Annotated in this window: 21 protein-coding genes; 9 read left to right on the forward strand and 12 right to left on the reverse strand. The window is 72.2% G+C overall.

Annotated features, from left to right (window positions below):
- Positions 1-181: 181 nt before the first annotated feature.
- Positions 182-925, forward strand: coding sequence for an XRE family transcriptional regulator (locus tag ACX9I7_RS17575; protein ID WP_459387895.1), 744 nt, complete (start codon positions 182-184; stop codon positions 923-925).
- A 2-nt stretch (positions 926-927) separates the two neighbouring features.
- Positions 928-1,398 carry an NUDIX domain-containing protein gene (locus ACX9I7_RS17580; protein ID WP_459387840.1) on the forward strand — a complete coding sequence of 157 codons (471 nt, stop codon included), beginning with the start codon at positions 928-930 and terminating at the stop codon, positions 1,396-1,398.
- A gap of 22 nt (positions 1,399-1,420) precedes the next feature.
- Here ACX9I7_RS17580 and ACX9I7_RS17585 read toward each other — a convergent pair whose 3' ends face one another.
- The 7 genes from ACX9I7_RS17585 to ACX9I7_RS17615 form a co-directional block, all read right to left on the reverse strand.
- The gene (locus ACX9I7_RS17585) at positions 1,421-1,774 is read right to left on the reverse strand and encodes a hypothetical protein (RefSeq protein WP_459387841.1); all 354 of its coding nucleotides are present in this window, start codon (positions 1,772-1,774) and stop codon (positions 1,421-1,423) included.
- A 290-nt stretch (positions 1,775-2,064) separates the two neighbouring features.
- On the reverse strand, positions 2,065-2,337 hold the full coding sequence (locus tag ACX9I7_RS17590; RefSeq protein WP_387567012.1) for a hypothetical protein: 273 nt from the start codon (positions 2,335-2,337) through the stop codon (positions 2,065-2,067).
- A complete protein-coding gene (locus tag ACX9I7_RS17595) occupies positions 2,334-2,687 on the reverse strand; it encodes a DUF6247 family protein (protein ID WP_387567316.1) in 354 nt (117 codons plus the stop codon). The genes ACX9I7_RS17590 and ACX9I7_RS17595 overlap by 4 nt, the downstream gene beginning before the upstream one ends.
- A gap of 159 nt (positions 2,688-2,846) precedes the next feature.
- On the reverse strand, positions 2,847-3,524 hold the full coding sequence (gene msrA, locus ACX9I7_RS17600; protein WP_459387842.1) for a peptide-methionine (S)-S-oxide reductase MsrA: 678 nt from the start codon (positions 3,522-3,524) through the stop codon (positions 2,847-2,849).
- Positions 3,524-4,642, reverse strand: coding sequence for a hypothetical protein (locus ACX9I7_RS17605; RefSeq protein ID WP_459387843.1), 1,119 nt, complete (start codon positions 4,640-4,642; stop codon positions 3,524-3,526). The genes msrA and ACX9I7_RS17605 overlap by 1 nt, the downstream gene beginning before the upstream one ends.
- Positions 4,643-4,733: 91 nt before the next feature.
- Positions 4,734-6,395, reverse strand: a complete 1,662-nt coding sequence (locus ACX9I7_RS17610; protein ID WP_459387844.1) for a M48 family metalloprotease — start codon at positions 6,393-6,395, stop codon at positions 4,734-4,736.
- Positions 6,396-6,504: 109 nt separating this feature from the next.
- On the reverse strand, positions 6,505-7,590 hold the full coding sequence (locus tag ACX9I7_RS17615) for a hypothetical protein (protein WP_387566979.1): 1,086 nt from the start codon (positions 7,588-7,590) through the stop codon (positions 6,505-6,507).
- A 156-nt stretch (positions 7,591-7,746) separates the two neighbouring features.
- Between ACX9I7_RS17615 and ACX9I7_RS17620 the strand changes: the two genes are divergently transcribed.
- Positions 7,747-8,892 (forward strand): cystathionine gamma-synthase, encoded by a 1,146-nt coding sequence (locus tag ACX9I7_RS17620; protein ID WP_386724891.1) that lies wholly within the window; start codon positions 7,747-7,749, stop codon positions 8,890-8,892.
- Between the two features lie 131 nt (positions 8,893-9,023).
- Here ACX9I7_RS17620 and ACX9I7_RS17625 read toward each other — a convergent pair whose 3' ends face one another.
- Genes ACX9I7_RS17625 through ACX9I7_RS17635 form a run of 3 tightly spaced genes read right to left on the reverse strand, consistent with a single transcriptional unit; the run spans position 9,024 to position 10,259 of the window.
- Entirely contained in the window at positions 9,024-9,278 is a 255-nt protein-coding gene (locus tag ACX9I7_RS17625; protein WP_387566976.1) for a hypothetical protein, read from the reverse strand.
- Positions 9,275-9,724: a sigma factor-like helix-turn-helix DNA-binding protein gene (locus tag ACX9I7_RS17630; protein WP_387566973.1), complete on the reverse strand. Its 450-nt coding sequence runs from the start codon at positions 9,722-9,724 to the stop codon at positions 9,275-9,277. Before ACX9I7_RS17630 ends, ACX9I7_RS17625 begins: the two co-directional genes overlap by 4 nt.
- 31 nt (positions 9,725-9,755) lie before the next feature.
- On the reverse strand, positions 9,756-10,259 hold the full coding sequence (locus tag ACX9I7_RS17635) for a MarR family winged helix-turn-helix transcriptional regulator (RefSeq protein WP_189451716.1): 504 nt from the start codon (positions 10,257-10,259) through the stop codon (positions 9,756-9,758).
- A 215-nt stretch (positions 10,260-10,474) separates the two neighbouring features.
- On the opposite strand from ACX9I7_RS17635, the gene ilvA reads away from it, so the two are divergent.
- The 3 genes from ilvA (at position 10,475) to ACX9I7_RS17650 (ending at position 13,734) form a co-directional block, all read left to right on the forward strand.
- A complete protein-coding gene (gene ilvA / locus ACX9I7_RS17640) occupies positions 10,475-11,692 on the forward strand; it encodes a threonine ammonia-lyase (RefSeq protein WP_387566970.1) in 1,218 nt (405 codons plus the stop codon).
- A 138-nt stretch (positions 11,693-11,830) separates the two neighbouring features.
- The gene (locus tag ACX9I7_RS17645) at positions 11,831-12,874 is read left to right on the forward strand and encodes an ATP-binding cassette domain-containing protein (RefSeq protein WP_459387845.1); all 1,044 of its coding nucleotides are present in this window, start codon (positions 11,831-11,833) and stop codon (positions 12,872-12,874) included.
- Positions 12,871-13,734, forward strand: a complete 864-nt coding sequence (locus ACX9I7_RS17650; RefSeq protein WP_387566964.1) for an ABC transporter permease — start codon at positions 12,871-12,873, stop codon at positions 13,732-13,734. The genes ACX9I7_RS17645 and ACX9I7_RS17650 overlap by 4 nt, the downstream gene beginning before the upstream one ends.
- Before the next feature lie 73 nt (positions 13,735-13,807).
- Here the strand turns inward: ACX9I7_RS17650 and greA are convergent, their stop codons facing one another.
- A complete protein-coding gene (greA, locus tag ACX9I7_RS17655; protein ID WP_387566961.1) occupies positions 13,808-14,305 on the reverse strand; it encodes a transcription elongation factor GreA in 498 nt (165 codons plus the stop codon).
- Between the two features lie 219 nt (positions 14,306-14,524).
- Complete coding sequence (locus ACX9I7_RS17660) at positions 14,525-14,935, reverse strand: DUF4307 domain-containing protein (RefSeq protein ID WP_189451712.1); 411 nt, start codon at positions 14,933-14,935, stop codon at positions 14,525-14,527.
- A 122-nt stretch (positions 14,936-15,057) separates the two neighbouring features.
- On the opposite strand from ACX9I7_RS17660, the gene mca reads away from it, so the two are divergent.
- The 3 genes from mca to ACX9I7_RS17675 all read left to right on the forward strand — a co-directional run bounded on the left by mca (position 15,058) and on the right by ACX9I7_RS17675 (position 18,285).
- A complete protein-coding gene (mca, locus tag ACX9I7_RS17665; RefSeq protein WP_126915746.1) occupies positions 15,058-15,927 on the forward strand; it encodes a mycothiol conjugate amidase Mca in 870 nt (289 codons plus the stop codon).
- Positions 15,928-15,937: 10 nt separating this feature from the next.
- Positions 15,938-16,132, forward strand: a complete 195-nt coding sequence (locus ACX9I7_RS17670; protein ID WP_387567314.1) for an RAMP4 family protein — start codon at positions 15,938-15,940, stop codon at positions 16,130-16,132.
- A gap of 125 nt (positions 16,133-16,257) precedes the next feature.
- A complete protein-coding gene (locus ACX9I7_RS17675) occupies positions 16,258-18,285 on the forward strand; it encodes a thioredoxin domain-containing protein (RefSeq protein WP_459387846.1) in 2,028 nt (675 codons plus the stop codon).
- The last annotated feature ends 5 nt before the right edge of the window (positions 18,286-18,290 follow it).

The raw sequence follows: 18,290 nt of genomic DNA on the forward strand, positions 1-18,290 counted from the left end.
TGAGCGCAGGAGAACCGCAGGTGCAGCAGCGGACCTGAGCCCATGTGGCTCTGCTGTCGCTCACGCAGCGAGGATCGCGCCGGTGATCGGGACGGGGAAACCTCCTCCAAACCCCATTCCAGGACGTCCCGCAGACGGTAGAACGTCCCTGGTGATGTCCCCGACGCCGGGAGAGACTGAGATGCCGAACGAGAGGCTTCGAGCCGCCATGGCAGCCGGAGGATGGACGTACGCCACCCTCGCGGAGACGACGGAAGTCGATCCCAAGTCCGTTGAGCGCTGGGTGAATCAGGGGCGTGTGCCCCGTCGCGCGACGGCTGTCCAGGCGGCGGAGGCGTTAGGAGAAGACGTGCACGCACTTTGGCCCGCGCTCCGGCAGGCGCGCGCCGCCCGCGCTGTCAGTCCTGAGTTGGTCGCGCTCTACGACCAGCGCGCGGACGTTCCGGTGTCCCGCTACACCGACCTGTTCGCCCAGGCCCGCGAACACATCGACGTACTCGTCTACGCCGCCGTCTTCCTGCACGAGGCGTACCCCCGCCTCAACGATCTCCTTCGCGAGCGGGCCGCCCAAGGATGCTCGGTCCGGATCGCGTTGGGCGACGCCGACACCGAGAACGTCCGGCAGCGCGGCGAGGAAGAGCGGTTCGGCCACGGCATCGAGTCCCGGTGCCGACTGGCCCTGATGCACTACCGGCCGTTGGTCGGCGTCCCCGGCATCGAGATCCGCACCCACGGGACGACGCTGTACAACTCCCTCTACCGGGCGGATGATCAACTACTGGTCAACGCCCACATCTGGGGAGCGAACGCGTTCGCGGCGCCTGTCTGGCACCTCCGCCGCAACGGTGGCGGAGGGGTCTTCGACACCTACGCGCAGAGCTTCGACGCGGTGTGGGCGACGGCGACGCCCGTCCAGGAGGAGTGATCGTGTCCCGCACCGAGTACTACGACGACCCGGCGGCCCCCGAGCCCAACAGCATGGTCGTGGCCGCCTCCGCCGTCGTCACCGACACGCAAGGCCGCATCCTGCTCCAGCGGCGGCGCGACAACGACCTCTGGGCCCTGCCCGGCGGCGGCATGGAGATGACCGACTCCCTCCCCGGCACCGCCGTGCGCGAGGTCAAGGAGGAAACCGGGCTGGACGTGGAGATCACGGGACTGGTCGGCACCTACACCGACCCCCGCCACGTGATCGCCTACTCCGACGGGGAGGTACGGCGGCAGTTCAACGTCTGCTTCACCGCACGCGTGACGGGCGGGGAGCTCGCGATCTCCGACGAGTCCACCGAGCTCCGGTTCGTCCACCCCGACGAGATCACCGAACTCCCCATGCACCACACCCAGCAGCTCCGCATCCGGCACTTCCTGGAGCGCCGGGAGCGTCCCTACCTGGGCTGATGGCCTCATACCTCGAGCGTGGTCAGTGGATGGTCATGCCAGGGATCAAGGCCACCAGAGCTGACAAGATGCTGCCGATCGCAGCAAGTGTTACGAGTGCGGCCTTGCCATCAGAGAAGAGCCCCGAGCAGAACGCACGCACCTTGCGTCGGACGATCAACATCTTGAGCTTCTGCCACCGGTGCTGGCGGATATGGCATCCCAGAAGAAGGCCCGTCGCGTTGTTGCGGCAGCCGTCTTCCCGGCCTCGCACGCCCGCGCCGCATGTCACGGGTGCTTGGAAGGAACACCACAGCAGCACAGCGGCGGAGAGAACGATGACCACGGCAGGTCCTGCCGCCCTGTTGAACCACGCGGCGAGCAGCAGTGCCCCCACCAGGACACCCCACCACTGCCCTAGCCCGCCGAGCCGACTGCTCCTTGCCCCCGAAGTCGCCATGTCCTGAATCGTGACGAATCACGCAGAGGCTCATGGTCTTATGGGGCTACTTGACCGAAAACAGCCGTAAAAGGGCTGACTGTGCACGAAGCCAGCCCACCGGGCACACGGCGGAGGCCGGACGGTGGCTTCAGCGTGGCTGCTCGTTTGACGCCCCCACGATCGGCGCGATCCCCGTCTCTCGCGTCAGGCAGCCCCCGGGCGCGAGAGACCTTCGGTGAGGATGGCTACAGCGCGTCGAACGGGGGCACGATACGGACGATGATGATCAGCGCGTCGCGTGGTGCCACCAGGAAGTAGAACCAGCCGCCGATGGCGTCCATGCGGCGCAGGCCGCCCGGTCGGGGGCCGTTGCCGACATCGCCGACATCGACGCCGGTACTGGCGAGCTCGACGAGCTGACCGGCCAGACGTTCCACTTCCGCCACCACGTGAACGGCGATACCGCTCACCACGTGGTCCTGGTCTGGGGCGTACTCCCAGCGCCAGTCCGGACTCACCGGGCGGAGAGGCCTGTGGCCGCGTGGGCTTCGTCCAGGATCCGCCCGATCTCGGAGGCGGCCTGTCGAGCCTGGGCGGCGTCGCCCGACGCGGCGACGTCCTCCCACCGGCGCAGGTCCGCTGCCAGGTCGGGCCGGCGCTGGATGTGGACATAGACGGCCCACTGGGCGATGAACCGCTGGAGTGGCGCCAGATCGGAGCCCTGCCGCGACTGGTCGGCCGCCTGGTCCAATTCCCGGGTGAAGGCCGGCAGCGCGGCAGGGGCGATCTGGCTGAGGGCCTGCCGCAGCGCGGCAACCGTGGCCGGGGGCTGGGGAATGAGCGGTTGCCCGGCGGCGGAGGTGGTCATGGCTGCTCCCATGGGCGTGATTCTGATCGCCGTGGCTCAGCGTATCGGGCGTGAGCGCATTTCCACCGCTCGAACGAGTGAGGGAGAAGCGATACGGCTCCTCCCGGACCCACCCCTGTGACCACCTGGTCGTCGGTCGGCGCGTTGCCGTGAGGCGGGTTACTCGTTCGTGGCTTCCGGGGCGGCCGCTATCCCCACCGGACAGGAGACGCCCGTGCCGCCGATGCCGCAGTAGCCCGTCGGGTTCTTGGCGTCCGAGAGGTACTGCTGGTGGTAGGACTCCGCGTAGTAGAAGGGGGCCGCCGGGAGGATTTCCGTGGTGATGGCGCCGTAGCCCGAGGCGCTGAGCACCGACTGGTAGGCCTCGCGCGAGGACTCGGCCGCGGCCTGCTGGTCGGGGGAGTGGGTGTAGACCGCAGAGCGGTACTGGGTGCCGCGGTCGTTGCCCTGGCGGTTGCCCTGGGTGGGGTCGTGGGACTCCCAGAAGAGCTTGAGCAGGGATTCGTACGAGACGCGGGACGGGTCGAAGACGACGCGGACGACCTCCGTGTGGCCCGTCAGGCCGCTGCACACCTCCTCGTACGTCGGGTGCGGCGTGGTGCCGCCCTGGTAGCCGGCCAGGGTCGTCCAGACGCCCTCGGTCTGCCAGAACTTCCGTTCCGCGCCCCAGAAGCAGCCCAGGCCGAAGTCGGCGACGGCCAGGCCCTCCGGGTAGGGGGCGGCCAGGGGCGTGTCCAGGACGCTGTGGCGCTCCTGGAGGGGGAAGGCCGGGGCCGGGCGGCCGGGCAGGGTCTCCTCGGGGGTGGGGAGGTGGTTCCGGTGGCGGCTGACGAACATCACAGGGCTCCTCGCTTCGGCGGTCCGTCCGGGACAACGTACGCGCCGCCCCCGGGATTCCGCTGGCCGCTCGTGGCAGCGCCCGCCAGCGCCTGGGTGCGCACGGCGCAGAAGAATTCGGCTGGATCGGTGGAGTAGGTCCACGGAAAGGCGCCGACGTAGCCGTCGATCACGCGGAACTGCGCGACGGCGGCCTCGTGGCGCCCCTGGCGGGTGAGGAAGTACGCCAGCAGGTGGCGGGCGCCCGCCACGCGCGGGTGGCCGGGGCGGGCCGCCGCCACGTCGTGGAGGGCCGCGTCCACCAGGGCCGTCAGCTCCGGGGAGCGGTAGTCGGCCTCGGTGGCGGCGGTGTCCTTGTGCTCGTACCAGCTGATCAGCGGGAGCACCGTCAGCAGGCTGCCGGGCGGGGCCGCGGCCACCGCCCTCGCCGTGAAGTCGCGGGCCAGCTCCTCCGAGCCCCGCCACTTCGCGCACCAGTACTGGAGCGCGGCCTTGTGCGCCTGGTAGTGGTGCGGCGCCCGCGCGGTGATCTCCGCCCACAGCTCGCCCATCGCCTCGTGCGGGGCCCCCGTGCCCATGTAGAGCGGGATCTGCGCCGCGTACGGGGTGGGGTCGGCGGGGTCGGCCAGCGCGACGGCGCGCGCGAAGTCCTCGCGCGCCTCGCCCAGCACCCGGTGGAAGCCGGCGAACTGCTCGGCGGTGGTCCGGTTCGCCCTGGCGCTGCCACGGATCTCCCACGCCAGGGAGATCTTCGCGTCGGCGTGGACGACGGCCGCGCCCGGGTCGTCCGGGAACTCCGCACGCCAGGCCCTCAGCCAGGCGTCGTCCTCGGCGGCCGCCTCCGCCAGGGTGGCGACGATCTCGTAGCGCCGCTCCCAGTCCGTGCCGGCCGCGGCCAGCGCCTCGGCGGCCGCCCGCCACTCGCCGCGCGAGACGGCCTCCCGCAGGGCGTCCCCCTCGGGGTCCGGGCCCGTCCGGTCGGTGATCTGCCGCTCCTCGGGCAGCATGCCCGCCGCGTTGATGTAGCGGCCTATGCGGGCCCAGTGCAGTTGCCGCCGGATCCAGAAGGCGGCGGCCACGGCCAGGACGGCCACGACGATGAGGGAGATCAGGAGCATGGGGGTGGGGGTCGTCCAATCGAACGGGGGTGGGTCGAGCGGGGGTGGGGAGGTCGATCAGGTCGCGTAGGCGATCAGCCCGCGTAGGCGATCAGGTCGAGCAGTCGATCAGTTCGCGCAGGCTTCTCGTGTCCGGCTCGTCCGCCACGACGGGGCGTACCGCGTCGGCCACGATCCCGGCCAGGGGTTCGGCGGTCACGTCCGTCGGCCCGCCGTCCGGCAGTCGCAGCTCCGGCGGGCCCGACCACGACAGTTCCCAGCGCGCGCCCGCCGACTCGGCCAGCGCGAGCTCGGTCAGTTCGCGCAGCCCCGCGTACAGCGCCGGCCGCGCGAACTCGCGGGCCGCGCGGCCGCCGGCCCTGGCGGCCTCCGGCGACTTGGGCAGGTGGTCGGCCACCTCCCACAGCCGTCCGGCGTCGGCCAGGTCGAGGAGGACGGACAGGTCGGCGAGCGCGCCGGCCCCGGTGGCCCGGGCGCCCGTCGCGCCCAGCGCCGTGCGCAGCGGCTCGGCCGCCTCCTCCGTCCGGGCGTGGACGGAGCGGTGGATCAGCTCGGGCCAGTCCACCCGCGCCATGGCCCGCGCCTTGGGCGTCAGGACCGCGCCCTCGAGGTCCGCCATGACCCGCTCGCGATCGCGCAGCAACCCCAGCGCGGGACGGGCGTCCCCCAGAGTTCGGCCGTCCAGGGCCCGGCCGTCGTCGGGCAGCGCCTCGATCAGCTCCACGCGCACGGCCACCGGCGGGTGGGTGTCGTACGGGGAAGGCTCCGCCGGCGGCAGTTCGTCGCGCAGGCCGGCCAGGCCCTCCTGCCGTCCGGGGGCGGTGAGCAGCCGGTGGAGGCCGCCGAAGACCTCGCCGCGCGGCGGCAGGAGGCCGATGTCCACGCCGGTGATGGCGTAGCGGCTCATGTAGAAGTCGTGGGCGGCGTCGAGGGCTGCGGTCTCGCGCAGCGCGGAGGCGGTCGCGTCCCGGCCCGCGACCCGGGCGGCCAGACGGTCGGCGGCGAGCTCCTGCTGCCGGCCGGTGCTGTGCGTGGCGCGCAGGTAGAACGCCGCGTACGCCAGGAAGGGCTTGACCATCAGGCGGTAGCCGGTGCCCGCGCGGCCGGCGTCGATCTTCTTGGGCTTGCGGCCCTTGCGGACGGCTTCCTCGGCCGCCTTCTCCTGGATGGCCCGCTCCTCGGCGATCCGCTCCTCCTCCCGCTCCCGCAAGGTCTCCACCGTGTGCAGCACGCCGGCGCGCCCTCGCAGGGCGATGCCCGCCAGGCGGGTGTCGGTGTTGCCGTAGTGGGCGAGCTCGTGGGCGATGACGGCGTGCAGCTGGGCCTCAGTCAGCCCGGTCAGCAGCGGGGCGCCGAGGTAGAGCCGGCGGGGGCCGGGGAGCAGGCCGAGCAGCCGGGTGTCCTCGGTGACGCCCGCGTTGACGTCGCCGGTGAGGACGATCGCGTCGGGCGCCCGGGTGCCCGTCCGCTCGGCCAGGGAGCGGACGGTACGCCAGAGTTCCGGCTGCCCGGCCTCGGTGACGGGCAGTCCGTCCGGCTCCTTCGCCCGGGCGGTGCTGAACAGGAAGACGCCCCGCAGCACCGGGACGGCGAGCACGACGGAACAGACGTACACCTTCACCATGGCCAGGCCGGGGGCCCAGAGCGTCGCGGCGACGTCGGCGGCCACGAGGACGCCGAGCATGAGGACGGCGATCAGATAGAAGCCGGCCAGGAGGACGAGCGCGCGCAGCGCACGCAGAGATGTGCCCACTGGGCGAAGACCCCCACACGGGTTCGAAAGGTGCGAAAGATCCGCGAGAAACGGAATGTGGGGATCATATGTGCGACGACTGTGCGACGACCCGGGCGCCCGTCCGAGGTCAGACCGGTCCCTGCCGCGCCCCCGCCACCGCCATCGCCCGGTACGCGGTGTACGTGGCCACCGGGTCCGGCTCGTACGTCCACGGGAGGGCCCCGATGTGGCCGTCGACCTTCCGGAACTGCTCCAGGGCCTCCGCGTGACGCTCGGCCCGGACCAGGAACCACGCCAGCAGGTGCCGGACGTGCGGCAGCACCGGGTGGTTCTCCGGCGCGTGGTGCACCGCGTACTGGGCGGCCTCGATCGCGTCGCCGACCACCGCGCTCTGGAACAGGCCGCGCACCAGCTGCACGTCGGGCAGGTGGTCGAAGACCGCGAACAGCGGCAGCGCGGGCAGCAGGCTGCCCTCCGGCGCGGTGGAGGCCGCGCGCCGGGCGAAGGACTCGGCCTGCTCCCGGGAGCCGTGCCACTTCGCGCTCCAGTAGCGCAGCGCGCTCAGGTGCGCCCCCATGTGGCCCGGCGCGCGGGTGGTCACGGTCTCCCAGACGGACTGGAACTCCGCCTCGCTCGCGCCCATCCCCCGGGCGACGCCCAGCTCGACGATGTACGGGACGGGGTCGCCCGGCGCCAGCAGGGCCGCCTCGGAGCAGACCGTGCGCGCCTCCTCAAGGATCATCCGGAAGTCCTGCGAGGACGGGTTCCGCATCGCCTGCTGGACCAGGAACTCCGCCTGCACCGCCGCGCCGCCCGCGTCCTTGGGCGCCACCACGCGCCAGTGCCGCAGCCACATCCCGCCCGTGCCCGGCGCCTCGGCCAGCTCCTGGGCCGCCGCGCCGGCCAGCGTCTGCACCCGCTGCCAGCGCAGCTCGGCGTCGCCCGTGGCGGGCGTCCGGGCCAGCAGGTCGGCCGCCGGCTTCCAGTCCTGGGTGCGGCGGGCCTCCGCCACGGCGGCCAGCAGCTCCTCGTCCGGGCCGGGCAGCCGTACGTCGAGCCGCTCGGGCGGGACGAGGCCGAGCCCGCCGACCGGGTCCGTGGCCGCCTCGGCGCCCTGGACGACACCTCGCACGGCCCGGTACCGCCGGATCGCGGGGGCCACCACGACACCGCAGATCACGGTGACGGCGAGGAGGATAAGCAGAATCTCCATGAACTGTCCTGATGAACGAAGAGGCTGACGGAAGAAGCCGGACGGGCCGAAGGAAGAGGCTGGACGACGGTACAACGTGACAAACCGGCGAATCGTTCATCTGCCGGTTACAAGTGAACAGGAGCGATCGGGCGAACGGGCACTACTCTCGGGTGAATGAGCGACCAGCACAGCTTCGAGACCCTCGCGATCCACGCCGGGCAGGAAGCGGACCCGCTGACCGGGGCCGTCGTACCGCCCATCTACCAAGTGTCCACGTACAAGCAGGACGGCGTCGGCGGTCTGCGCGGCGGTTACGAGTACAGCCGCAGCGCCAACCCCACGCGCACGGCCCTGGAAGAGAACCTGGCGGCCCTCGAGGGCGGCGTCCGGGGCCTCGCCTTCGCCTCGGGCCTGGCCGCCGAGGACACCCTCCTGCGCACGCTGCTCGCGCCGGGTGACCACGTGGTCATCCCGAACGACGCCTACGGCGGAACGTTCCGTCTCTTCGCCAAGGTCGTCAGCCGCTGGGGCGTGGAGTGGTCGGTCGCCGACACCTCCAGCCCGGACGCCGTGCGCGCGGCCATCCGGCCCGAGACCAAGGCGGTCTGGGTCGAGACCCCGTCCAACCCGCTGCTCGGCATCACCGACATCGCCGCCGTCGCGGGCGTCGCCCACGAGGCCGGTGCCAAGCTCGTCGTCGACAACACCTTCGCCAGCCCCTACCTGCAGCAGCCGCTGTCCCTGGGCGCGGACGTCGTCGTCCACTCCACCACCAAGTACATGGGCGGCCACTCCGACGTCGTCGGCGGTGCCCTGATCACGGCGGACACCGGCCTGGGCGAGGAGCTCGCCTACCACCAGAACGCGATGGGCGCCGTCGCCGGCCCCTTCGACTCCTGGCTGACGCTGCGCGGCATCAAGACCCTCGCCGTGCGCATGGACCGCCACACGGCCAACGCCGAGCGCGTGGTGGACCTGCTCGTCTCGCACCCGAAGGTGACGCAGGTCTACTACCCGGGCCTGCCCGAGCACCCGCTGCACGAGGTCGCGGCCAAGCAGATGCGCGCCTTCGGCGGCATGGTGTCCTTCCGCGTCGCGGGCGGCGAGGAGGCGGCCGTCGAGGTCTGCAACCGCGCCAAGCTCTTCACGCTGGGCGAGTCCCTGGGCGGCGTCGAGTCCCTGATCGAGCACCCGGGCCGGATGACGCACGCCTCGGTCGCCGGCTCCCAGCTGGAGGTCCCGGCGGACCTGGTCCGCGCCTCGGTGGGCATCGAGTCGGCCGACGACCTGCTGGCCGACCTGACGCAGGCGCTCGGCTGACGTTCTTCGGAGGGGCTGATTCTCAGCCCCTCCGGCGTTTGAGGAGCGGGGGGTCCGGGGGCGGAGCCCCCGGGAAACTGGGGGCACCTCCCAGCGGTAGCTGGGGGAGAAGGGGCGGGACCGGGGCATCCTCAGTCCCCGCCCCACAACGGTGGCGCGGTCCCCGACGGCCGCGCCCGCCACGGCTCTTCGGCCGCCGCCCACACCCCGAACGCCACCACGGCGAGCAGCAGCAACACCCACCCCGCCCGCCGCAGCGCGCGCCGTCTGCGCACCATGCGCGCGCCCCGCGCGGCCGCCCGTGCCACCACCTCCGCCGGCACCGCCGGCCGCGGCCCGTCCAGCAGCCGCCGGACCTCCGCCTCCCGGCGGTCCTGGCCGCTCACGCGGCCACCGTGAGGACGGCCCGCGCGCACAGCGCGCGCACGCGCTCCACGGACACCCCGAGCGCCGCCGCCGTCTGTTCCTCGGCGACCCCCTCGTACAGCCGCAGGACGACCACCAGCCGCTCCCGCGACGTGAGCCGGGCCAACGGCCCGTCCCCGTCACCCGGGCGATGACACCTCGCCGAGTGGGAGCGGGCATAGCGCGCCACGAGCTCCTGGCGGGTGCGCTCGTACGGATCCTCGCCGCCGAGGCCGTCCCAGGCGGCGTACGTGCGGGCGAGGGCGCGGGTCAGCAGTCGTTCGGCGGCCTCCCGGTCGCCGGTCAGCAGCAGCGCGGTGCGCAGCAGCCTGCCGCCCGCGCCGCCGGCGAACGCTTCGAACTCCCGGGCGCGGCGGCGCTCCCGGGCGTCCCGCCGCTCTCGTACCCCTCCAGAAGAGGCTCGCACCCCTCCAGAAGAGGACAGCCGCGCGGTCCGGTCAAGAGGCCGGCGGAACCTGCTGGGGCTGGGTGAAGTGGATGTCGGACAGGGCCGAGTTGAAGCGGGTGAGCAGGGTGCAGAAGACGTCCCGCTCGTCCTCGGACCACCCCTGGGTGCACAGCGCCATCAGCTCGCGCCGGGAGGCGCGGACCTCCTCCAGGCGGGCCTTGCCGCGCGGGGAGAGCTGAAGGACGACGGCGCGGCCGTCCTCGGGGTGCGAGGTGCGCTTGACCAGACCGGTGTCGACGAGCGGCGCCACCTGGCGGGTGACGGTCGAGGAGTCGATGCCCATGCCCGCGGCGAGCGCCTTGACGCCCATGGGGCCTTCCTGGTCGAGGCGGTTGAGCAGGAGGTAGGCGGCGCGGTCCATGGAGTTGTGGACCCGGCCTACGCCCCCGAGCCGGGTCTGCTCGGCGCGGCGGGCGAAGACGGCCACCTGGTGCTGGAGGGCGTCGAGGACACCGGGGGCGAGGTCGGTCGTCATGTCCTGAGAGGTGGGCATGGCCTGGGGCTCACTTCGTACGGCGGGCAGGGGATGCGGAGCTGGAATCGCTGAGAATGGGGGACAGAGTACGCGTCCCCGCACGCTGTTGTACCAGTGCTCCGCAAACCGGTCGGTATGTATGTATGCGCCGCCCGGATCGCCCCTTACGTCCTTGCTGTATGCCCCATTTATCCGCTCCGGCCGGGCCCGTGCCGCGGCGCGATACTGAGGACATGGCCGCACGTCCGGTGACCCTCGACGATGTGCGCCGGGCGCGGGAGACGCTGTCGGGGGTCGCCCGGGTCACCGCCCTGCAGAGCAGCCGCCATCTGTCCGGGCTCGTCGGCGCGCCCGTCCGCCTCAAGTGCGAGAACCTCCAGCGCACCGGCTCGTTCAAGATCCGCGGCGCCTATGCGCGGATCGCCGCCCTGACGCCCCCCGAGCGCGCGGCGGGCGTCGTCGCCGCCAGCGCCGGCAACCACGCGCAGGGCGTCGCGCTGGCCGCCTCCCTGCTGGGGGTGCGGTCGACGGTGTTCATGCCGGAGGGCGCACCGCTGCCGAAGATGGCCGCGACCCGCGAGTACGGCGCCGAGGTGCGCGTCCACGGGCAGGGCCTGGACGAGGCGCTGGGCGCGGCCCGCGCGTGGGCGGAAGGGACGGGCGCGGTGCTCGTCCACCCCTACGACCACCCGGACATCGTGGCCGGTCAGGGCACGGTCGGGCTGGAGATCCTTCAGCAGTGCCCCGAGGTGCGCACCGTCGTCGTGGCGGTCGGCGGGGGCGGGCTGATCGCCGGGATCGCGGTGGCGGTCAAGGCGCTGCGGCCGGACGTGCGGATCGTGGGCGTCCAGGCGGCGGGCGCCGCCGCGTACCCGCCGTCGCTGGCCGCCGGCCACCCGGTGGCGGTCGCGGACCCGGCGACGATGGCGGACGGCATCAACGTCGCCCGCCCCGGCGAGGTGCCGTTCCGGATCGTCGCGCGGCTGGTCGACGAGGTGCGCACCGTCTCCGAGGACGGGATCGCCGCCGCCTTGCTGCTCTGTCTGGAGCGGGCCAAGCTCGTCGTCGAGCCGGCGGGCGCGAGCCCGGTGGCGGCGCTGCTGGCGGACCCCGGCTCGTTCCGGGACCGGGGCCCGGTGGTGGCCGTGCTGTCGGGCGGCAACGTCGATCCGCTGCTGTTGCAGCGCGTCCTGCGCCACGGTATGGCCGCCGAGGGCCGCTACCTGTCGCTGCGGCTGCCGCTGCCGGACCGCCCCGGGGCGCTCGCCGCGCTGCTGGAGGTGCTCTCCGCCGCGAACGCCAACGTCGTCGACATCGCCCACGAACGCACCGACCCCCGCCTGGGGCTGACGGAGGCCGAGGTCGAGCTCCATCTGGAGACGGCGGGCCCGGAGCACCGCGCGGAGGTGCGCCAGGCCCTGCGCACCGCCGGTTATCCGCTGTCCTCCTGACCGTCCCCGGATATCCGGGCCGCCCCCGATATCCGGAAGTAAGGGTCACGCATTATCCGGTGGCATTCATTCAGAGGGCGGATCGCCACCGATGAACGTAAAATCAACTATTACGTCACCCAAACGGGGAGAACATCCATGCCAGGCGCTATTTACGCCGAAGGCCTGGTCAAGACCTTCGGCGACGTCACGGCTCTGAACGGCGTCGATCTCGACGTTCCGGAAGGGTCCGTTCTAGGACTGCTCGGCCCCAATGGCGCCGGCAAGACCACCGCCGTGCGCGTGCTCACCACCCTGATCAAACCCGACCGCGGTAAAGCCGTGGTGGCGGGCATCGACGTACTGAGGAAACCCAACGACGTCCGGCACGCCATCGGCCTGTCCGGCCAATTCGCCGCCGTGGACGAATACCTGACGGGCCGTGAGAACCTCCGGATGGTCGGCCGGCTCTACCAGCTCAGCGGGCGCGACGCCAAGGCCCGCGCCGGCGAGCTCCTGGAGCGCTTCAACCTCGCCGAGGCCGCCGACCGGCCCGCCAAGACCTACTCCGGCGGCATGCGCCGCCGCCTCGACCTCGCCGCCGCCCTGGTCGTCAGCCCGCCCGTGATGTTCATGGACGAGCCCACCACCGGCCTGGACCCCCGCAACCGCCAGGCGCTCTGGGAGGTCATCCAGGAGCTCGTCGCCGGCGGGACGACCCTGCTGCTCACCACGCAGTACCTGGAGGAGGCCGACCACCTCGCCCACGACATCTGCGTGATCGACCACGGCAGGGTCATCGCCCGCGGCACCTCCGACCAGCTCAAGGCGCGCACGGGCGGGGAGCGCGTCGAACTGGTCGTCCACGAGCGCGAGCACATCGCCCCCGCCCTCGGCGTCATCCGCGCCTTCGGCAAGGGCGAGCCCACCGTCGAGGAGCACACCCGCAAGGTCATCGTCCCCGTCTCCGGCGGCGCCAAGCTGCTCGCCGAGGTCATCCGGGAGCTGGACGGGCGCGGCATCGAGATCGACGACATCGCCCTGCGCCGCCCGACCCTCGACGACGTCTTCATCTCGCTCACCGGGCACGCGGCCGCGAGCGACGAACCCGGCCCGGGCGGATCGGGGACCGGTTCCGCATCCGGCCCCGAGCCCGGTTCCGAGCCCGGTCCCGCAGAGGCGAAGGAGGTGGCGGGGCCATGACCGTGACCGGCACCACCCTGCCCCGGCGGCCCGTGCCCGCGGCACGCGGCGGGGCGGCCGTCCAGTCCGTCCGCGACTCCCTGGTCGTCGCCCAGCGGAACCTGATCCGCATGATCCGGATCCCCGAGGTCGTCGTCTTCGGCCTCGTCCAGCCGATCATGTTCGTGGTGCTGTTCAGCTATGTCTTCGGCGGCTCGATCGCCGTGGGCGGCAGCACCGACCCGAGCACCTACCGCGAGTTCCTCATGGCGGGCATCTTCGCCCAGACCGTCACCTTCGCCACGGCCGGCGCGGGCGCGGGCATCGCCGACGACATGCACAAGGGCCTCATCGACCGCTTCCGCTCCCTGCCCATGGCCCGGGGCGCGGTGCTCACCGGCCGCACCCTCGCCGACCTGGTGCAGACGGCCCTCACGCTCGTCGTCCTGGCGATCGTGGCGGTCATCGTCGGCTGGCGGATCCACGAGGGCGTCCTCAAGGCGCTCGGCGGCTTCGCCCTGCTGCTCCTGCTGGGCTACGCGTTCTCCTGGATCGGCGCGCTCATCGGGCTGTCCGTCCGGACCCCGGAGGCGGCCACCTCGGGCGGGCTGATCTGGCTCTTCCCGCTCACCTTCATCTCCAACGCCTTCGTGCCCTCGGGCAATATGCCCACCGTGCTGCGCACCATCGCCGAGTGGAACCCCTTCAGCGCCACCGTGCAGGCCGCCCGGGAGCTGTTCGGCAACGTGCCGCAGGGCTATCCGGTGCCGGCCGCGTGGCCGATGCAGCACCCGGTGTGGGCGTCGGTGCTCTGGTCCCTGCTGATCATCGGGGTCTTCCGGGCGCTGTCGGTGCGGAAATACCGCTCGGCGACGGCGTGAACGCGGTGCGGATACGCCGGAGCCCCGGACCCGTGCACGGGTCCGGGGCTCCGGCGCGTCGCTCCGGGGGCGCTCAGCCGCTGTAGGGCTTGGCCTCCAGGATGCGGACCATGGCCTTCTTGCCGTTCGGCAGCTCGTACTGGGCGTCCTCGCCGATCTTCTTGCCGTTGACGCCGCTGCCGAGCGGGGACTGCGGGGAGTACGTCTCGATGTCCGAGCTGGCGTACTCGCGGGAGGCCAGCAGGAAGTCGAGGGTGTCGTCCGGGTCGCCGTCGAAGGCGATGGTGACGACCATGCCGGGGGCCACCACGCCGTCCGTGGCGGGGGCCTCGCCGACCTTGGCGTTCTCGAGGAGCTGCGTCAGCTGCCGGACGCGGAGCTCCTGCTTGCCCTGCTCCTCCTTGGCCGCGTGGTACCCGCCGTTCTCTCGCAGGTCACCTTCCTCGCGGGCCGCCGCGATCTTCGCGGCGATCTCGGTGCGAGCGGGACCAGACAGGTACTCCAGCTCGGCCTTGAGCTGGTTGTACGCCTCCTGAGTCAGCCAGGTGACGTTGTCGCTGGTCTGGGTCACAGGTGCTCCTCGTCGGTACTGGGGAATGCTGGGGATGCATCTCGATACAAATGAACGCCCTACTCAGAAGGGTGCACCTTCAAAGCGGGGCGAAACCACGAGCCTAACAATTACGTCCCGAAGGGGGGAAGGAGTAAGCGGGAGAAAACGCGCAAGAATCCTGTTAACGCAGGTCAGCGCGGTATCTCCGGGTAACACTCGGCGGTACGCCCGGCGGTGTCAGCCCCGCGAGGCGGTCCGGCAGCCCTCCAGCTCCGTGGCGCTGGCGTGGGCCGTCGTCCGGATCTCCACCAGCTGGCTGAAGTGGTCCTCGCGCCGGTCGAAGGTCACGTCCTTGCGGGCCACCTCGCCGCCGTCCGCGCCCAGCGAGCGCAGGGTGCACACCGCGACGGCGTCCTTCTCCTTGCGCACCTCCACGACCGCCTGCACGGCCGTGTCGGAGACGGTCTTCGAGCGGATGAGCTGACCGGTCACCTCCGACGAGGTGATGTAGTGCACACCGGCCCAGCCGACGAAGCCGAGCAGCGCCGCGCCGAGCACCGCCCCGACGATCTTCAGCTTGCGGTCGGCGCGCTCGTCCGCCGAGCGGCCGTAGCGGCCCTCGGGCAGGGCATCGCGCTCCGCAGCCATGATCGTTCCTCCTGGGCGCCGATTTGTGAACGCGGAATGAAACGCGTCCCGCTTCGGTCACTATAGGAGGCGCCCCGGATGTCCAATGGGAGGGGCCATGACCAGTGACTGAGGACCGAGCGTTGACTGAGCAGCTGCGAATGATGGCCGTTCACGCCCACCCCGACGACGAGTCGAGCAAGGGCGCGGCCACGATGGCCAAGTACGTGTCCGAGGGGGTGGACGTGCTGGTCGCCACCTGCACGGGTGGTGAGCGCGGCTCCATCCTCAACCCCAAGCTCCAGGGCGACCCGTACATCGAGAAGAACATCCACGAGGTCCGCGCCAAGGAGATGGCCGAGGCCCGCGACATCCTCGGCGTCAAGCAGGAGTGGCTGGGCTTCGTCGACTCCGGTCTCCCCGAGGGCGATCCGCTCCCGCCGCTGCCCGAGGGCTGCTTCGCGCTGCAGGACGTCGAGGAGGCGGCCGGCCGGCTGGTGAAGCTGATCCGCGAGTTCCGCCCGCACGTGATCACCACGTACGACGAGAACGGCGGCTACCCCCACCCCGACCACATCATGACCCACAAGATCTCGATGGTGGCCTTCGACGCCGCGGGCGACCCCGAGCGCTACCCCGAGGCCGGCGAGCCCTGGCAGCCGCAGAAGCTCTACTACAACCAGGGCTTCAACCGTCAGCGCACCCAGGCCCTCCACGACGCGCTGATCGAGCGCGGCCTGGAGTCCCCGTACGGCGAGTGGCTCAAGCGCTGGGACGAGATGGGCCGCGAGCGCACCCTGACCACGTTCGTGCCGTGCGCCGACTTCTTCGAGATCCGCGACAAGGCCCTGATCGCCCACGCCACGCAGATCGACCCGGACGGCGGCTGGTTCCGGGTGCCGATGGACATCCAGCGCGAGGTCTGGCCGACCGAGGAGTACGAGCTGGCGAAGTCCCTCGTCGACACTTCCCTCCCCGAGGACGACCTCTTCGCGGGCATCCGCAACAATTGACCCCATGATGATGAGCGCCCTTACGCTTGCCGCCGCGGATCTCGACCAGAACAAGGTCACCCCCGGAGTCCTCGGCTTCATCGTCTTCGCCGTCATCGGCGGGGCCGTGTGGTTTCTGATGAAGTCCATGAACAAGCACATGAAGCGGGTGGACTTCGAGGAGGCGCCCGACCCGTCGGGCGAGACCGGCAAGACGACGGCCTGACGGCGGCGGCGTTCACGGCGGCATCGTGACGGTGGCGTTCACGACGGCATGACCGGACGGGCCCAGCGGCCCGTCCGGCGCCGCCGGAGCCCGCCCCGGAGCCCCTCGTGCGCGAGGATGGGCCCATGCCCAATCGCCTGGCGCACGAGACGTCCCCCTACCTCCTCCAGCACGCCGACAACCCCGTCGACTGGTGGCCCTGGTCGCCCGAGGCATTCGCCGAGGCGCGGTGCCGAGGCGTGCCCGTGCTCCTGAGCGTGGGGTATTCGAGCTGTCACTGGTGTCATGTGATGGCGCACGAATCCTTCGAGGACGAGACGACGGCCGCCTACCTCAACGAGCACTTCGTCTCCGTCAAGGTCGACCGCGAGGAGCGGCCGGACGTCGACGCGGTCTACATGGAGGCCGTCCAGGCCGCCACCGGCCACGGCGGCTGGCCCATGACCGTCTTCCTCACCCCCGACGCCGAGCCCTTCTACTTCGGCACCTACTTCCCGCCCGGCCCCCGGCACGGCATGCCCGGCTTCCGGCAGGTCCTGGAGGGCGTCCGGGCCGCCTGGAGCGACCGCCGCGACGAGGTGGGCCAGGTCGCCCGGCGCATCGTCCGCGACCTCTCCGAGCGCTCCCTCGCCGTGGACGCCGTCCGGCCCCCCGGCCCGGAGGAGCTCCACGCCGCCCTCCTCGGGCTGACCCGCGACTTCGACGCCACGCGCGGCGGCTTCGGCGGCGCCCCCAAGTTCCCGCCGTCCATGACGCTGGAGTTCCTGCTGCGCCACCACGTGCGCACCGGCTCCGAGGCCGCCCTGGAGATGGCCACGGCCACCTGCGAGGCCATGGCCCGCGGCGGGATCTACGACCAGCTCGGCGGCGGCTTCGCCCGCTACGCGGTCGACGCCACGTGGACGGTCCCGCACTTCGAGAAGATGCTCTACGACAACGCCCTGCTCTGCCGGGCGTACGCCCACCTCTGGCGGGCCACCGGCTCGGAGCTCGCCCGGCGCGTGGCCCTGGAGACGGCGGACTTCATGATCCGCGAACTCCGCACGGCCGAGGGCGGCTTCGCCTCCGCGCTGGACGCCGACAGCGACGACGGCAGCGGCCGGCACGTCGAGGGCGCGTACTACGTCTGGACGCCCGCGCAGTTGCGCGAGGTGCTGGGCGAGGCGGACGCGGCGCTCGCGGCGGAGCACTTCGGCGTCACCGAGGAGGGCACGTTCGAGGAGGGCGCGTCCGTCCTCCAGCTCCCCGACACCGAGCGGCTGTGGGAGGCGGGGAAGGTCGCGTCCGTCCGGGCGCGGCTGCTGGCCGCCCGCGACCGGCGGCCCCGGCCCGGCCGCGACGACAAGATCGTCGCCGCCTGGAACGGTCTGGCCATCGCCGCGCTCGCCGAGACCGGCGCCTACTTCGACCGTCCCGACCTGATCCAGGCCGCCACGGACACCGCCGACCTGATCGTCCGCGTCCACATGGACTGGCACGGGCGACTCGCCCGCACCTCGCTGGACGGCGCCCCCGGCACCCACGCGGGCGTCCTGGAGGACTACGCGGACGTCGCCGAGGGCTTCCTCGCGCTGGCCGGCGTCACGGGCGAGGGCGTGTGGATCGACTTCGCCGGGCTGCTCCTGGGCACCGTCCTGGACCGCTTCACCACGCCCGACGGCGCGCTGTTCGACACCGCCGACGACGCCGAGAAGCTGATCCGCCGCCCGCAGGACCCCACCGACAACGCCACGCCGTCGGGCTGGACGGCGGCGGCCGGGGCGCTCCTGTCGTACGCCGCGTACACGGGCAGCGCCCGGCACCGGGAGGCGGCGGAGAAGGCGCTCGGCGTGGTGACGGCGCTGGGGCCGAAGGCGCCGCGCTTCATCAGCTGGGGCCTGGCGGTCGCCGAGGCGCTGCTGGACGGGCCCCGCGAGGTGGCCGTGGTGGGCCCGGCGGACCACCCGGCGACGGCGCGGCTGCACCGCACCGCGCTGCTGTCGACGGCCCCGGGCCTGGTCGTCGCGGTCGGCGAGCCGGGCTCGGAGGAGATCCCCCTCCTCGCGGGCCGCACCCTCCTGGACGCCCGCCCGGCGGCGTACGTATGCCGCGCCTTCACGTGCGACGCCCCGACGACGGACGCGGAGGCTTTGTCGGGACAACTGGGCGGCTGAGGGGG

Source organism: Streptomyces sp. L500 (genome assembly GCF_054551825.1).

Excerpts from the sequence above, each read along its gene's own strand:
- ACX9I7_RS17645 (WP_459387845.1), top strand. The coding sequence starts at position 11,831 with ATGCCAGGCGCTATTTACGCCGAAGGCCTGGTCAAGACCTTCGGCGAC.
- ACX9I7_RS17575 (WP_459387895.1), top strand. The coding sequence starts at position 182 with ATGCCGAACGAGAGGCTTCGAGCCGCCATGGCAGCCGGAGGATGGACG.
- ACX9I7_RS17605 (WP_459387843.1), bottom strand. The coding sequence starts at position 4,642 with ATGCTCCTGATCTCCCTCATCGTCGTGGCCGTCCTGGCCGTGGCCGCC.
- ACX9I7_RS17595 (WP_387567316.1), bottom strand. The coding sequence starts at position 2,687 with ATGACCACCTCCGCCGCCGGGCAACCGCTCATTCCCCAGCCCCCGGCC.
- ACX9I7_RS17620 (WP_386724891.1), top strand. The coding sequence starts at position 7,747 with ATGAGCGACCAGCACAGCTTCGAGACCCTCGCGATCCACGCCGGGCAG.
- ACX9I7_RS17615 (WP_387566979.1), bottom strand. The coding sequence starts at position 7,590 with ATGGAGATTCTGCTTATCCTCCTCGCCGTCACCGTGATCTGCGGTGTC.
- ilvA (WP_387566970.1), top strand. The coding sequence starts at position 10,475 with ATGGCCGCACGTCCGGTGACCCTCGACGATGTGCGCCGGGCGCGGGAG.
- ACX9I7_RS17670 (WP_387567314.1), top strand. The coding sequence starts at position 15,938 with ATGAGCGCCCTTACGCTTGCCGCCGCGGATCTCGACCAGAACAAGGTC.
- ACX9I7_RS17650 (WP_387566964.1), top strand. The coding sequence starts at position 12,871 with ATGACCGTGACCGGCACCACCCTGCCCCGGCGGCCCGTGCCCGCGGCA.
- ACX9I7_RS17635 (WP_189451716.1), bottom strand. The coding sequence starts at position 10,259 with ATGCCCACCTCTCAGGACATGACGACCGACCTCGCCCCCGGTGTCCTC.
- msrA (WP_459387842.1), bottom strand. The coding sequence starts at position 3,524 with ATGTTCGTCAGCCGCCACCGGAACCACCTCCCCACCCCCGAGGAGACC.
- ACX9I7_RS17675 (WP_459387846.1), top strand. The coding sequence starts at position 16,258 with ATGCCCAATCGCCTGGCGCACGAGACGTCCCCCTACCTCCTCCAGCAC.
- ACX9I7_RS17660 (WP_189451712.1), bottom strand. The coding sequence starts at position 14,935 with ATGGCTGCGGAGCGCGATGCCCTGCCCGAGGGCCGCTACGGCCGCTCG.